Consider the following 13748-nt stretch of genomic DNA (forward strand, 5'->3'; position numbering starts at 1 on the left):
GCGCTACCGCAGGATCGGCAGGCGGCGGACCAGGGCGGTGTTGCCCCACCACCGGCCCAGGCCCAGGGTCTCACCAGCGCCGGCCAGGGCCAGCCCGATGAGGACGACGGCGTAGATCAGGTGCTCGTCCAGGAAGGGGTTGTTGGCCAGCGGCAGCTCGGCGGCCCACATCAGCACCAGCATCAGGGTGCCGGCGGCGGCGGCGATCCGCATGCCGACGCCGAGGATGAGGGCGGCGCCGATGCCCAGCAGGCCGGTCATGAACAGCCAGTCGACCCAGGCGTGCCCGGCCAGGGCGCCGAACAGGCCGCCGAGGGCGTTGTCGCCGGCGCCCTTGAGGAAGCCGGTGGTGGGGCTGCCCCCGTTGATCCAGGCGCGGTCGGCGGGGGTGGCGAAGCCCCAGCCGAAGACCTTGTCGAGGAAGGCCCACAGGAAGACCCAGCCGATCCCGATCCGGGCCGCGGCCCAGGCGTAGGCGGCCGGCCGCGCCGTGGCCGCGGTCGTGGTCTCCCCGGCGGCTCCGGCGACGGTCGCGGTCCCGGTCGGCGCGGCGGTCCCGGCGGCGGCCCGGTGGACGAGCTTGCGGTTGGTGTGGTGGTGCGCGGTGGCTGCCATGAAGAGCTCCTTCGTCGCCGGCCGCTGCCGGTTTTCCCTGTTCTCCGGTACGGCTCCATCACACTCTTTACCGGGTCTTTGCCGCAGGTGCCGTACGGCTCTCCCGCGGCGGCGGAGGTCCCCGGCGGCCCGGGACCTTGGTCACTTACCGCCCACACACCGCGCGGGGCACCCGCGGGAGCCGTACGGAAAGTCCCGCCGGAGCCCCGCGGAGGCGGCACGCCGACGTCCCCGCACCGGGAACGTCGGCGCGGGCGTCGGGCCGCGGCGGACCGGGCGTCCACGATGACCGAGTTCATGCCAGAAGATGACCGCCGGAAAACGACAATCCACGCAAAACGGTCTTATGGTTCTTCAGTCCCACGAGCGCAGAGGAGCCTCCGATGTCGCTTCGCGCGTCAGCCGACGACATGCGGGACGAACTGACCCGCCTCCGTCACGACCTGCACCGCGAGCCCGAACTGGGCCTCGACCTGCCGAGGACCCAGGAGAGGGTGCTGGCCACCCTGACGGGCCTCCCCCTCGACGTACGGCCCGGCCGGCGGCTGAGCTCGGTGACGGCGGTGCTGCGCGGCGCGTCCCCGGGGCCGGCCGTGCTGCTGCGGGGCGACATGGACGCCCTGCCGGTCACCGAGCGCGGCGACCCGGCGGTCGCCTCCCGGGTGGCGGGCCGGATGCACGCCTGCGGCCACGACCTGCACACCGCCATGCTGGCCGGGGCGGCGCGACTGCTGGCGGCCCGGCGCGACCTGCTCGCCGGAAGCGTGGTCTTCATGTTCCAGCCGGGCGAGGAGGGGCAGGGCGGCGCGAAACTCATGATCGAGGAAGGCGTGCTGGACGCCGCGGGCGAGCGTCCCGTCGCGGCCTACGCCCTGCACGTGTTCAGCTCGGGGCTCCCCCGCGGGGTGTTCGCCACCCGGGGCGGGCCGATGCTGGCCGCCTCCGACACCCTCTCGGTGACCGTGCGCGGCGTCGGCGGCCACGGTTCGGCGCCGCACCGCGCCAGGGACCCGGTACCGGTCGCGTGCGAGATCGTCACCGCGCTGCAGACGATGGTCACCCGGAGCTTCGACGTGTTCGACCCGGTGGTGCTCACGGTCGGCAGCTTCCACGCGGGCACCACCGAAAACGTGATCCCGGACCGGGCCCGCTTCGAGGCGACGGTCCGCTCGTTCTCACCGGCCTCCCACGCTCTGGTCCGGGACCGCTCGACGGCCCTGGCCCGGGGCATCGCCGCGGCGCACGGGCTGGAGGCCGACGTCGAGTACCGGGTGAGCTACCCGGTGACGGTCAACGATCCCGAAGAGGCGGCCCTGGTCGCAGAGACCGTGCGGGAGGTGTACGGCGAGGACCGGTTCGTCATGGCCCCGCGGCCGTTCCCCGCGTCGGAGGACTTCTCGTTCGTCTGCGCCGAGGTTCCGTCGGCGTTCGTGGCGCTCGGCGCGTGCCCGGAGGGCGTCGACCCGGCCACCGCCGCCGTCAACCACTCCCCGGAGGCGCTGTTCGACGACGCCGTGCTGCCCGACGGGGCCGCGCTGTACGCCGAGCTCGCCGTCCGCCGCCTGGCGCGCGCCGCGCGCTGAGCCGCCGGGGAGCGGGCCGGGCGCGCGGGCACGGGCATGGACCGGGCGCTGGCACGGGGGGCGGGCGTCTCAGGAGGCCCCGTAGACCACCAGCGAGACGGCGACGTACTGGACGACGTAGGCGGCGACGGTGAAGGCGTGGAAGACCTCGTGGAAGCCGAACCACCGGGGCGAGGGGTCGGGGCGGCGCAGGCCGTACACCACCCCGCCCGCGGTGTAGAGCACCCCGCCCGCGATCACCAGGGCCACCGCGGCCACCCCGGCGCCGGACAGGAGCTGGGGCAGCACGAACACCGCCGTCCAGCCCAGGGCGATGTAGAGGGCGGTGGACAGCAGGCGCGGGGCGGAGATCCACAGCACCCGGAACAGCACCCCGGCGACCGCGCCGGTCCAGATCACGGCCAGCACCACGACGCGGGCCGGGCCGTCGAGGGCGAGCAGCGCGAACGGGGTGTAGGTGCCCGCGATGATCAGATAGATGTTGGCGTGGTCGAGCCGGCGCAGCACCCCCTCCAGGCGCGGGGAGAGCGTGCCGCGGTGATAGGTGGCCGAGACGCCGAAGAGCAGGCCCGAGGTGATCGCGTAGATCGCGGCGGCGAGCCGCGCCTGCAGGGTGGGGCCCAGGGCGACGAGGACGTACCCGGCGATGATCGCGACGGGTAGCGCCCCGGCGTGCAGCCAGCCGCGCAGCCGCGGCTTGATCGACATGGAGAGGGAGGGTCTCTGGGTGCCGGTCGAGCTCATGAACCTACGGTAGCGTAAGTTACGCCTCCGTAGGTTGTGATCTTCCCTACATCGCCCTCTCGCAGGGCGACCTTGCCCATAAAGACAACCTGATTTACTATCTAGACAACCGGGTTGCCCTTTTGTCTCGGCGCACCGAGTCACCGCGTCCGCCCGGCCCGATCGCGCCGGGCGCCCGACCCGGTCCACCGGACCCGTCCCGTCCCACCGCCGCGCTCCGCCGTACGGCGGCAGGCGACCCCCCGACACCGAGAAGAGAGAAGACACGTGCTCGACGACCTGTTCGTCCCCCACACCCTCGAAAGCGCCCCCGCCGAGGCCCGCCCCATCATGGAGGGCACCGCCCGCAAGTTCGGCCACGTCCCCGCGGCGGTCGCCCTGATGGCCGGCGCCCCGCAGGTGCTCAAGGGGTTCCTCGCGGCCAACGGCGCCTTCGAGCAGACCTCCCTGACCCCGCTCCAGCGGGAGGTCGTCGTCATGACGGTCGCCACCCGCAACGCCTGCCACCTCTGCGTGGCGATGCACACCGCCGCGCTGGCCGGGCTGGAGGCCCCCGCCGAACTCGTCGAGAACCTGCGGGAGCGCAAGCCGCTCCCCGAGCCCCGGCTGGAGGCGCTGCAGCTGTTCACCCTCGCGGTCATGGACCGCCGGGGCGCGGTCACCGACGAGGAGATGCGCGCCTTCCTCGACGCCGGCCACACCTCGCGGAACGCCCTGGAGGTCGTCCTCGGGATCGGCGCCTACACGATCTCCACCTTCGCCAACCGGATGACCGCCGCACCCGTCGACCCCGCGTTCCAGCCCTTCGCCTGGGAGGGCGAGCCGACCTGACAGGATGGTCGGGAGCACGACGCACCAGGAAGGCGGGCCGCGGGCGATGAGCAGGCGGGAACCACGGGAGCCGATGCCGGGCCGCTACCCGGTCACCTTCGGCGAGGTCGAGCTCCTGGCCGACCTCGACCGGCCCGCCGGATGGGTGATCTCCAAGGACGGCGTGCCCCAGTCCTACGTGGACCTGGACGACCCCACCTACCTCGACTTCGAGTACGTCCAGCTCATGGCCATCGTGATCGACCTCCTGGCGGAGGGGCCGGTGGACGCCGTGCACGTGGGCGGCTGCGCCTGCACGCTGCCCCGCTACGTCGCGGCGACCCGCCCGGGGTCGCGGCAGATCGTCGTCGAGCCGGACGGCGACCTCGTCCAGCTCGTCAGGGACCAGCTCCGGCTGAAGTCGGTGCCCCGGCTCAAGGTCAGGGTCCTCGACGGCCGCGCCGCGACCGCCGCGCTGCCGGACGCCTCGGCCGACCTGTTCGTGCTCGACGCCTTCAGCGGCGCCACGATGCCGCTCGACCTGGCCACCCGCGAGTACATGGACGACGTCGCCCGCGTCCTGCGCCCCGGCGGCACCCTGCTGGTCAACGTCGCCGACGGCAAGGGCCTGGCCTTCGCCCGCCGGCTGCTCGCCACCGTCGGCGGCGTCTTCCCGCACACCGCCCTGCTCGCCGAGCCGGGTGTGCTGCGGGGACGCCGCTTCGGCAACCTCATCATCACGGCCTCCCCCGCCGAGCTGCCCACCGCCGGCCTGACCCGCCGGGGCGCGGGAGGCCTCACCCAGGCCAGATGCCTGTACGGCGAGGCGCTGACCAACTTCGTCGCCGGAGCGCCGCCGCTGCGGGACGGCGACCCGGTGGTCACCCCGGTCCCACCCCCGGGCGTATTCGGCTGAGCGCACGTCTCGCCGGCCTCGGACACGGCACCACCCCCGTCCGAGGCCGGCGAGACGTCGAGATGGCCGCAATATACTATTTTCCGGTGGGCAAAGGAGGTTTTATGCCATACATGGCCATGTCCCCCGACACCGTGAAATGGTCCGTCGCGAGGCCCTTCACGACGGAGGGCACCGAGCTGACCGAGTCCGTCGTCATCGAGACGAACAGGCTGTACTCGGTGGGGAACTTCTGGGGGGACGACCGGGCCGGGAGGCTCTTCTACGACGGCGACTCCGGATCGCCGGGCTACCGGCACATGACCGAGGGGGTCATGGGCGAGGCGCACGCCCTCGCGGGCCTCTGCGTCCGGATCGGGGACCGCCTCTTCGCCATGGGCACGAACGTCGAGGCCGCCGAGTGGGAGGCCATCGCCCAGGTGCCGCGGATGCCGTGGTGAGGCTCGGACGCCCGGCGCTGTACCCGCTGGGCCTCACCGGAATGGCGGGCCTCGTCGCCCACGACCTGTACGAGCACTGGCCGGAGGGCGACCCGGAGGGGGCACGCGCCGCGGCGGCCGTCTGGAGGTCGCTCGGGGAGCGGGTGCGCGGGGCGGCGAGGACCCTCGACCCGGTGGCGGCGCGGATGTGGCACGACCACCCGGGTCAGGGCAGCACGGCGTTCCGGCGGTTCTGGCAGGGCGGCCTCCTGGCCGTCGCCGCGCTTCCCGCCGGCGGCCGGGACGAGGGCGTCCGCCTCTCCTTCGAGGAGTACGCCGGGACCGTCGTCGCCCACTGCGAGCTGACGGCCGAGGCGTGCGAGGGGTACGCGGAGGCGGTCGAGGCGACCCGGCACGCCCTGAAGGTCCTGGCCGCGACGAGCATGGCGCAGCTCGCGTTCGCCGGATCCTGGCCGTGGCTGGGCGGGCCCGGCACGGCCGCCGTCAAGTGGGCGGCCGAACGTCTGTACCGGAGGATCCGGGCACGGCTCATCGGGCAGCTCCTCGAACGGCACGTCGCACAGATCGTGCGGGAGAAGGCGGCGACGTACGTCGCGGGCAGCGCCTTCTTCGCGCTCGGCGACACCGCGTTGTCGATCGGCACGAAGGCGGCCTTCGGCGACGGCCCCGGCTCCTTCGAGGACAACGCGGTGGCGACCATGAAGGACTTCGCCTCCTGCCTGGTCTTCTTCGGCGTCTGGGACCTCACCAAGGTCGGACCCCTGTCCCGGGTGTTCCGGAACAACGACCTGGGGGACTTCGCCTCCTACTACGTCGGGTCGACCTCCTACACCGTCACCTACAACGCGCTGAGCGGCGAGACCGGGACCGACCTGGCGCCCACCCCGGAACAGCTCGCCGGCAAGCTCTTCATCGGTACGGCGCAGCGGGGCAAGGCCCCCGGCTGACCGCCGCGGCGACCGGACGGCCGTGCGCCGCGGCGGCCGGACGGCACGGGCCCGTCCGGCACGGAATAGTTGAAGTATCAACTGAGTTGATGTCAACACGTTCTTTGGAAGGAGCCGTCCATGCCCGCCGTGACCGTGGAGAACCCGCTGACCCTGCCGCGCGTGGCCGCGCCGGTGGATGCCGTGCCGCGCCCCGTGATCGGTGTGACGACCGCACCGAGCGGTTTCGAAGGCGAGGGTTTCCCCGTTCGCCGGGCCTTCGCGGGGATCCACCACCGCCATCTCGACCCGTTCATCATGATGGACCAGATGGGCGAGGTGGACTACCAGCCCGGGGAACCGAAAGGAACCCCGTGGCACCCGCACCGCGGCTTCGAGACCGTCACCTACATCATCGACGGCGTCTTCGACCACCAGGACTCCCACGGCGGTGGCGGCACCATCACCAACGGCGACACCCAGTGGATGACGGCCGGCGCCGGCCTGCTCCACATCGAGGCGCCGCCGGAGCACCTGGTCATGTCCGGCGGGCTCTTCCACGGCCTCCAGCTGTGGGTGAACCTCCCGGCCAGGGACAAGATGATGGCCCCGCGCTACCAGGACATCCGCGGCGGCAACGTCCGGCTGCTCACCTCCCCGGACGGGGGCGCGCTCCTGCGCGTCATCGCGGGCGAACTGGACGGCCACGAGGGCCCCGGCATCACGCACACGCCGATCACCATGATCCACGCGACGCTGGCGCCGGGTGCGGAGATCACGCTGCCGTGGCGGGAGGACTTCAACGGCCTCGCGTACGTCCTGGCGGGCCGCGGGGCGGTCGGCGCCGAGCGCCGGCCGATCCACCTGGGCCAGACGGCGGTCTTCGGCGGCGGCGGCTCGCTGACCGTCCGCGCGGACGAGAAGCAGGACTCCCACACGCCGGACCTGGAGGTCGTGCTGCTGGGCGGACAGCCGATCCGGGAGCCGATCGCTCACTACGGCCCGTTCGTCATGAACACCCGGGAAGAGCTTCTGCAGGCGTTCGAGGACTTCCAGAAGGGCCGGCTGGGCACGATCCCGGCCGTGCACGGCATGTCCGAGGGCGGCCTGTAGGGCTCGCCGGGGCCGCACGCGGACGAGCCCGGCCCGGACAGGGGCGGGACTCGTCCGCGCTCGCCGCCCGCCTCTGACGTCCGATATCTCCCCGCCCCGCACAGCGCCCTACAAACTTCGGGGCCGGACCTTTGTCCGGTCCGGCCATTGGGAGAACCGGAGCCGGGTCAGAGGATCGGTTCCATGGATCTGCTGACCCGGCTGGTGGACAAGGGCCTGCGCGGCGAGTCCGCGACGCGCGAGGAGGCGCTGGCGGTGCTGGCGACCTCCGACGACGACCTGCTGGCGGTGGTCACCGCGGCGGGGCGCGTGCGGAGGCGATGGTTCGGGAACCGCGTCAAACTCAACTATCTGGTCAACCTCAAGTCCGGCCTGTGCCCGGAGGACTGCTCCTACTGCTCCCAGCGGCTCGGCTCGACCGCGGGCATCCTGAAGTACAGCTGGCTCAAGCCGCAGGAGGCGGCGGAAGCCGCCGAGGCGGGCGTGGCGGGCGGCGCCAAGCGCGTGTGCCTGGTGGCCAGCGGGCGCGGGCCCACCGACCGCGACGTCGAGCGGGTGGCCGACACCATCGCGGCGATCAAGGACCGCGCCCCGGACGTGGAGATCTGCGCCTGCCTGGGACTGCTGTCGGACCGGCAGGCCACCCGGCTCCGCGAGGCCGGCGTGGACGCCTACAACCACAACCTCAACACCTCCGAGGAGGTCTACGGCGAGATCTGCACCACGCACACCTTCGCCGACCGCGTCCGGACGGTGCGGAGCTCCCACGAGGCGGGCCTGTCGGCCTGCTCGGGACTGATCGCGGGCATGGGAGAGACCCCCGATGACCTGGTGGACACCGTCCTCGCGCTGCGCGAGCTGGCCGTGGACTCGGTGCCGGTCAACTTCCTGATCCCCTTCGAGGGCACCCCCCTGTCGGAGAACTGGACGCTGACCCCGCAGCACTGCCTGCGGATCCTGGCGATGACCCGGTTCGTCTGCCCCGACGTGGAGGTACGGCTCGCCGGCGGCCGGGAGATCCACCTGCGCACCCTCCAGCCGCTGGCCCTGCACGTGGTGAACTCCATCTTCCTGGGCGACTACCTCACCAGCGAGGGACAGCCGGGCGCGGCCGACCTCGACATGATCGCCGACGCGGGCTTCGAGGTCGAACAGGCCGGCGAGCCGTCGCTTCCCGAGCATCGCCGTACCCGGGACGGCGGCACGGCCGCCGACGCCCCGGCCGCCGACGCGTCCAGTGGTACCGCCGCGGGCTCCCCGGCGTCCGCCCGCACCGACCTGGTCGCGCTGCGCCGCCGCGGCGCCGGCACCGGCCTGCCGCCCAATGCCTGAGCCCTGCGCGCCCGGCCGGGGCGATGCCACGCGGCTGCTGGAGCTGGACCGGGCGCACGTCTGGCACCCGTACGGGCCGATGCCGGGGCAGGAGACCCCGCTGCTGGTGGAGTCCGCCTCGGGGGTACGGCTGCGCCTGGCCGAGCCCGTCGAGGGCCGGACCGAGCTGATCGACGCCATGTCGTCGTGGTGGGCCGCCATCCACGGATACGGTCACCCGGCGCTGGACGCCGCCGTCCGCGACCAGCTGGGCCGGATGAGTCACGTGATGTTCGGCGGGCTCACCCACGAACCGGCGATCCGGCTGGCCGCCCGGCTGGTGGAGATCACCCCCGAGCCGCTGGAACACGTCTTCCTCGCCGACTCCGGCTCGGTGTCGGTCGAGGTGGCCGTCAAGATGTGCCTGCAGTACTGGCGCTCGCTCGGCCGGCCCGCCAAGCACCGCCTGCTGACCTGGCGCGGCGGCTACCACGGCGACACCTTCCTGCCGATGTCGGTGTGCGACCCCGACGGCGGGATGCACTCGCTGTGGACCGGGGTGCTGCCACGGCAGATCTTCGCCGACGCCCCGCCCGCGGGCTTCGACGCCGAGCCCGACCCCGCCTACCTCACCCACCTGGCCGACCTGATCGGACGGCACGCGCACGAGCTGGCGGCGGTCGTCGTCGAGCCGGTGGCGCAGAACGCCGGCGGCATGCGATTCCACTCCCCCGGCTACCTGCGGGCGCTGCGCGAGCTGTGCGACGCCCACGACGTGCTGCTGGTCTTCGACGAGATCGCCACCGGCTTCGGCCGCACCGGCGCCTTCTTCGCCGCGGACCACGCGGCCGTCGCACCCGACGTGATGTGCGTGGGCAAGGCCCTCACCGGCGGCTATCTCACCATGGCCGCCGCCCTGTGCACCTCGGAGGTGGCGTACGGCATCGGCCGGGGGGAGCATCCCGTGCTCGCCCACGGGCCCACCTTCATGGCCAACCCGCTGGCCGCCGCCGTGGCCCGCGCCTCCCTCGACCTGCTCGGCGACGGGGCGTGGGAGGCGCAGGTCAAGCGCGTCGAGGCGGGACTGCGGGCGGGACTCGCCCCGGCCCGCGAGCTGGACGGCGTCCGCGACGTGCGGGTCCTCGGCGCGATCGGCGTGATCCAGCTCGACCGGGAGGTGGACAGGGTCGCGGCGACCCGCGCCGCCGTACGGCACGGGGTGTGGATCCGGCCCTTCCGCGACCTGATCTACACCATGCCCCCCTACGTCACCGGCGACGCCGACCTGGCCCGGATCACGGCCGCGCTCGTGGCGGCCGCCGGGGCGACACCCCCGGGAGGCCCGACCGCCTGACGGCCGCGCCCGGATCCGCCCCGCCCGGGGCGGCCCGGCCGGCTTGACCGGGCCGGCTCGGGGCGGCGCGACCGGATTGACCGGGCCGGCCCGGTGCGACCCGGCCGGATTGACCGGGCCGGTTCGGTCAGCTCGGCACGAGGGTGACGCAGGCGACGCGGGCGCCGGCCGCGCCGGCGTCGGGGCCGGACGTCGTGGTGGGCTCGGCGTGGACGACGAGGGAGCGCGGCCGATGGGCCGGGGTGAACGCCCAGTCCTGCCGGGAGGTGGCCGTGGCGGCACCGTTGGCGTCGGTGGTGAAGTCGAGCCAGAACTCGGTGGCGGCGCTCGCCCCGGCACCGTCGTGCCCGTGCCCCGCCCCGGGATCGGAGTGACCGGCCTTGGCACCGGGATCGGAGTGACCGGCCTTGGCACCGGGTCCGTGCCCCGCGCCGGAATGGGAGTGGCCGGCGTCGCCGGGACGGCGGAAGTGCGGGCCGGCGGCGGCTGGCTTCTTCCCGCAGGGGTCGACGTGCAGGTGCGCGCCGTACGTCCGGCCGGGCAGGAAGCCGCTGATGGTGGCGGTGGTGACGGCGAACACCGACCCCGACTCGGCGGTCACCTGGACCGACGCGCCGGGCGGCGCCAGCGCGGCGTCGTAGACGATCGCCGTGGCCTTCGGCGCGGCCGCGGTGAGCACGCCGCCCCCGGAGAGACGGATCTCGGCCGGGAGCGGGTCCCGGGCCGGGATGGGGTCCTGGGCGGGGGCGTGGCCCACCGGGTGGGACGCCACCTCCCGCTGCTCCCCGCAGGCCGCGCAGAGCAGCCCGGCGGCGACGAGGACGACGACGGCGGCACGCATACGGCATCTCCTTCGGCGGATACGGCGTGGGCGGCCACTCTATTGAGTGACCGCATGATCACGCATGGTATTCGCCGTTCCCGTCCGGCGGCCGCAACCGGCGCCCGTCAGGCGTGTGAGGCGGCGATCTCGTCGATCCGCGCGGCCAGGGTGAAGTCCAGTTCGGTCAGGCCGCCCGCGTCGTGGGTGGTCAGGGCGAGGTGAAGGGTGCGCCAGCGGATGTCGATGTCGGGGTGGTGGTTGAGCTTCTCCGCCTCGACCGCGATCTCGTCGACGATGCGGATCGCGGTGGGGAAGTCGCGGGCCTCGACCGTGCGGCGGATCTCGTCGCCTTCGCGTCGCCACTGGGGCACGCCGTCCAGCCTCTGGTTCACGGTGGAGTCGTCAAGCGGGTCCATCGGGCCATGACATCACACCGGGAAGGGCCGTGCCGAGCCGAGGCGCCTCCCGGGCGTGGCCCGCCGTCCGGTGCGTGGACCGGGTTTGCCGCTCCTCACGGCGAGCGCCTACTTTGATCGCATGTTGCTGGCGGAACAGCGGCGCCTGCTGTGTGAGTACGGCCGCCGGGTGGTCGGGACCGGACTGGTCCTGGGGACGTCCGGGAACCTCAGCGTGCGCGTGGGAGACCTGGTGGCGGTCACCCCGGCCGGGGGCGCCCTGGACCGGCTGGAGCCGGAGTCGTGCCCGGTGGTCGACATCGAGGGCCACCTGGTCGACGGAGACCTCCAGCCGTCCTCGGAGACCCCGATGCACCTGGCGGTGTACGCCTCCGCCGACGTCCGGGCGGTGGTGCACACCCACTCCACCTTCGGCACCGTGATCGCCACGACCATGACCGAGCTGCCTCCGGTCCACTACAACACCCTCCTGCTGGGCGGCACCGTCCGGGTGGCCGACTACGCGACCTACGGCACGCCCGAGCTGGCCGCCAACGTCCGGGCCGCGCTCGACGGCAGGCGCGCCGCGCTGCTGGCCAACCACGGCGGGGTCACCGTCGGCGGCGACCTGGAGGCCGCCTTCGAGGCGGCCCGGCTGCTGGAGTGGCTCTGCGAGGTCTACATCCGCGCCAGGTCCGTGGGCGAGCCCAGGGTGCTCACCGAGGAGCAGCTCGCCGCGGTGGTCCACCGCTCCCGGAACCCCCCGAGGTTCCCGCGCCGCGAGGGCTGACCGGCCCGCCCGGCGCCCCGCCCCGGAGCCCCTCCGGTCCGGAAAGCTCCGGAAGCCCTGGAAAGCCCCCGGGACACCCGACGCCCCGTGCCGCCGGCCCCTCCCGCCCCGGAGAGCCCTCGGAAAACCCCCGGAACGCCCGTCCCGCTCCCCCGTCGGAGGTTCGACCCATGCCCCTGCAGCTCACCGGCACCCCCGGCGACCCCGACCTGATCCGGCTGCCCTGGGACCGGCCGCTCGCGGAGTGGCCCGAGCACCACCTCGTCTCGCTTCCGCGCGGCATCTCCCGGCACGTCGTGCGCTTCGCCCGCCTGGCGGGCCGGGTCTACGCGATCAAGGAGATCAGCGAGTACTACGCCAAGCGGGAGTACCGCCTGCTGTGGGACCTGCACCGGCTGGACACCCCTGCGGTGGAGCCGGTGGCCGTGGTCACCGGGCGGACCGGCCCGGACGGGGAGCCGCTGGACTCCGCGCTCGTCACCCGGCACCTGCAGTTCTCGCTGCCCTACCGCGCGGTCATGTCGGGCACGCTCCGGCCCGAGACGCTCAACCGGCTGCTGGACGCGCTGGCCGTGCTGCTGGTGCGGCTGCACCTGACCGGGTTCTACTGGGGCGACTGCTCGCTGTCGAACGTGCTGTTCCGCCGGGACGCCGGCTCGTTCGCCGCCTACCTGGTGGACGCCGAGACCGGCGAGCTGCATCCGTTGATCAGCGAGGGGCAGCGCCTGCACGACATCGACGTGGCGCACGTCAACATCTTCGGGGAGATGCTGGACCTCCAGGCGGGCGGCCTGCTGCCTCCCTCGATCGACCCCGAGGAGGTCGCGGACTCGGCCCGTGACCGCTACCACGGCCTGTGGGAGGAGCTCACCTCCGACGACATCATCGAGGAGGTGGACTGGCACGTCATCGACCAGCGCATCCGCCGGCTGAACTCGCTGGGCTTCGACGTCGCCGAGATGATGGTCCGCCGCAAGGCGGGCACCGGGCGGCTGGTCGTCCGCCCCAAGGTCGTGGACGCCGGCCACCACCAGCGCCGGCCCCTGCGCCTGACCGGCCTGGACGTGGAGGAGAACCAGGCCAGGCGGCTGCTCAACGACCTCGACTGCTTCCGGGTGGCGCACGGCCTGCGCCACGAGGACGAGGCGATCGTGGCGCACCGCTGGCTCGCGGAGGTCTTCCTGCCGACGGTGGAGGCGGTCCCCGGGGAGCTGCGCGGCAAGCTGGAGCCGGCCCAGTTCTTCCACGAGGTGCTGGACCACCGCTGGTTCCTGTCTGAGGAGGCCGGGCGGGACGTCGGGCTGACCGCCGCCGTGGAGTCGTACGTGAAGCACGTTCTCGTCCACAAGCCGGATGAGGAGGCTTTCATCTCCGGAGAATGATCCGGGGCGGATGATGTTTTCCCCCGGGGGATGAACATCCTTCTTCTCAGGCGAGGAATATCACCTCCCGACATATCTGCGTTTCACATAGAACGCTTCCTTCCTCAGGAATGTCCCTACGCTAACCGGGCGACGCCTTGAAGTCGTCGGCGAGGGAGATCCCGTGCTCGGAATCGAAGACTGTGTGACGGAGGCCATGGCCATCCCCGGCGCGCTGGACGCGCTGCTGATCGACCAGACCAGCGGGATGGCCGTGGCGGTGGGCGGTGGCCGCGACGAGGACGTCGACGAATCGGCCGCCGCGCTGAGCGAGACCCTGCGGGCCGCCATGGACGGCCTCGCCCTGAACTCCCCCGGCGGAACGATCCGGATAAACGACATGATCGTAACCGCGGATAACGGACATCATTTACTCCGGCCGATGGAAACGGTATTCGACGGCCCGCTGGTGATTTACGTCCGGCTTGACCCGGAACGCTCGAATCTCGCTCTCGCCCGCCACCGCCTGCGGTCCATTTCCGGCCGGCTCGTCACGACGTGACGCCA

At 72.9% G+C, this 13748-nt stretch carries 15 protein-coding genes; 11 read left to right on the forward strand and 4 right to left on the reverse strand.

Annotated elements, in window-relative coordinates; genetic code table 11:
* Window positions 1-3: 3 nt before the first annotated feature.
* A complete protein-coding gene (locus HDA43_RS20890) occupies window positions 4-615 on the reverse strand; it encodes a DoxX family membrane protein (protein ID WP_179824281.1) in 612 nt (203 codons plus the stop codon).
* A gap of 383 nt (window positions 616-998) precedes the next feature.
* On the opposite strand from HDA43_RS20890, the gene HDA43_RS20895 reads away from it, so the two are divergent.
* Window positions 999-2198, forward strand: coding sequence for a M20 metallopeptidase family protein (locus HDA43_RS20895; protein WP_179824283.1), 1200 nt, complete (start codon window positions 999-1001; stop codon window positions 2196-2198).
* 69 nt (window positions 2199-2267) lie between these two features.
* Here HDA43_RS20895 and trhA read toward each other — a convergent pair whose 3' ends face one another.
* Window positions 2268-2942, reverse strand: coding sequence for a PAQR family membrane homeostasis protein TrhA (gene trhA / locus HDA43_RS20900; protein ID WP_179824287.1), 675 nt, complete (start codon window positions 2940-2942; stop codon window positions 2268-2270).
* Between the two features lie 267 nt (window positions 2943-3209).
* On the opposite strand from trhA, the gene HDA43_RS20905 reads away from it, so the two are divergent.
* The 7 genes from HDA43_RS20905 (at window position 3210) to HDA43_RS20935 (ending at window position 9812) form a co-directional block, all read left to right on the forward strand.
* On the forward strand, window positions 3210-3773 hold the full coding sequence (locus HDA43_RS20905) for a carboxymuconolactone decarboxylase family protein (protein ID WP_218912337.1): 564 nt from the start codon (window positions 3210-3212) through the stop codon (window positions 3771-3773).
* A gap of 46 nt (window positions 3774-3819) precedes the next feature.
* Window positions 3820-4668 (forward strand): spermidine synthase, encoded by an 849-nt coding sequence (locus HDA43_RS20910; RefSeq protein ID WP_246424470.1) that lies wholly within the window; start codon window positions 3820-3822, stop codon window positions 4666-4668.
* Window positions 4669-4772: 104 nt separating this feature from the next.
* Window positions 4773-5108, forward strand: a complete 336-nt coding sequence (locus tag HDA43_RS20915; protein WP_179824288.1) for a hypothetical protein — start codon at window positions 4773-4775, stop codon at window positions 5106-5108.
* Window positions 5105-6055 (forward strand): WXG100-like domain-containing protein, encoded by a 951-nt coding sequence (locus HDA43_RS20920; RefSeq protein ID WP_179824289.1) that lies wholly within the window; start codon window positions 5105-5107, stop codon window positions 6053-6055. Before HDA43_RS20915 ends, HDA43_RS20920 begins: the two co-directional genes overlap by 4 nt.
* A gap of 120 nt (window positions 6056-6175) precedes the next feature.
* The gene (locus tag HDA43_RS20925) at window positions 6176-7147 is read left to right on the forward strand and encodes a pirin family protein (RefSeq protein WP_179824290.1); all 972 of its coding nucleotides are present in this window, start codon (window positions 6176-6178) and stop codon (window positions 7145-7147) included.
* Window positions 7148-7330: 183 nt separating this feature from the next.
* Window positions 7331-8479: a biotin synthase BioB gene (gene bioB / locus HDA43_RS20930; protein WP_179824291.1), complete on the forward strand. Its 1149-nt coding sequence runs from the start codon at window positions 7331-7333 to the stop codon at window positions 8477-8479.
* The gene (locus HDA43_RS20935; protein ID WP_179824292.1) at window positions 8472-9812 is read left to right on the forward strand and encodes an adenosylmethionine--8-amino-7-oxononanoate transaminase; all 1341 of its coding nucleotides are present in this window, start codon (window positions 8472-8474) and stop codon (window positions 9810-9812) included. Before bioB ends, HDA43_RS20935 begins: the two co-directional genes overlap by 8 nt.
* A 127-nt stretch (window positions 9813-9939) precedes the next feature.
* On the opposite strand, the gene HDA43_RS20940 is transcribed toward HDA43_RS20935, so the two are convergent.
* Both HDA43_RS20940 and HDA43_RS20945 read right to left on the reverse strand, forming a co-directional pair.
* The gene (locus HDA43_RS20940; RefSeq protein WP_218912338.1) at window positions 9940-10653 is read right to left on the reverse strand and encodes a hypothetical protein; all 714 of its coding nucleotides are present in this window, start codon (window positions 10651-10653) and stop codon (window positions 9940-9942) included.
* Between the two features lie 107 nt (window positions 10654-10760).
* Window positions 10761-11051, reverse strand: coding sequence for a 4a-hydroxytetrahydrobiopterin dehydratase (locus tag HDA43_RS20945; RefSeq protein WP_179824293.1), 291 nt, complete (start codon window positions 11049-11051; stop codon window positions 10761-10763).
* Window positions 11052-11172: 121 nt separating this feature from the next.
* Between HDA43_RS20945 and HDA43_RS20950 the strand changes: the two genes are divergently transcribed.
* From HDA43_RS20950 to HDA43_RS20960, 3 genes are all read left to right on the forward strand, one after another.
* Window positions 11173-11820: a class II aldolase/adducin family protein gene (locus HDA43_RS20950; RefSeq protein ID WP_179824294.1), complete on the forward strand. Its 648-nt coding sequence runs from the start codon at window positions 11173-11175 to the stop codon at window positions 11818-11820.
* Between the two features lie 170 nt (window positions 11821-11990).
* The gene (locus tag HDA43_RS36035; protein WP_179824295.1) at window positions 11991-13202 is read left to right on the forward strand and encodes a DUF4032 domain-containing protein; all 1212 of its coding nucleotides are present in this window, start codon (window positions 11991-11993) and stop codon (window positions 13200-13202) included.
* A gap of 163 nt (window positions 13203-13365) precedes the next feature.
* Window positions 13366-13743 carry a roadblock/LC7 domain-containing protein gene (locus tag HDA43_RS20960; protein ID WP_179824297.1) on the forward strand — a complete coding sequence of 126 codons (378 nt, stop codon included), beginning with the start codon at window positions 13366-13368 and terminating at the stop codon, window positions 13741-13743.
* Window positions 13744-13748 lie beyond the last annotated feature (5 nt).

This window comes from Streptosporangium sandarakinum, assembly GCF_013409935.1.
Lineage (GTDB): Bacteria > Actinomycetota > Actinomycetes > Streptosporangiales > Streptosporangiaceae > Streptosporangium > Streptosporangium nondiastaticum.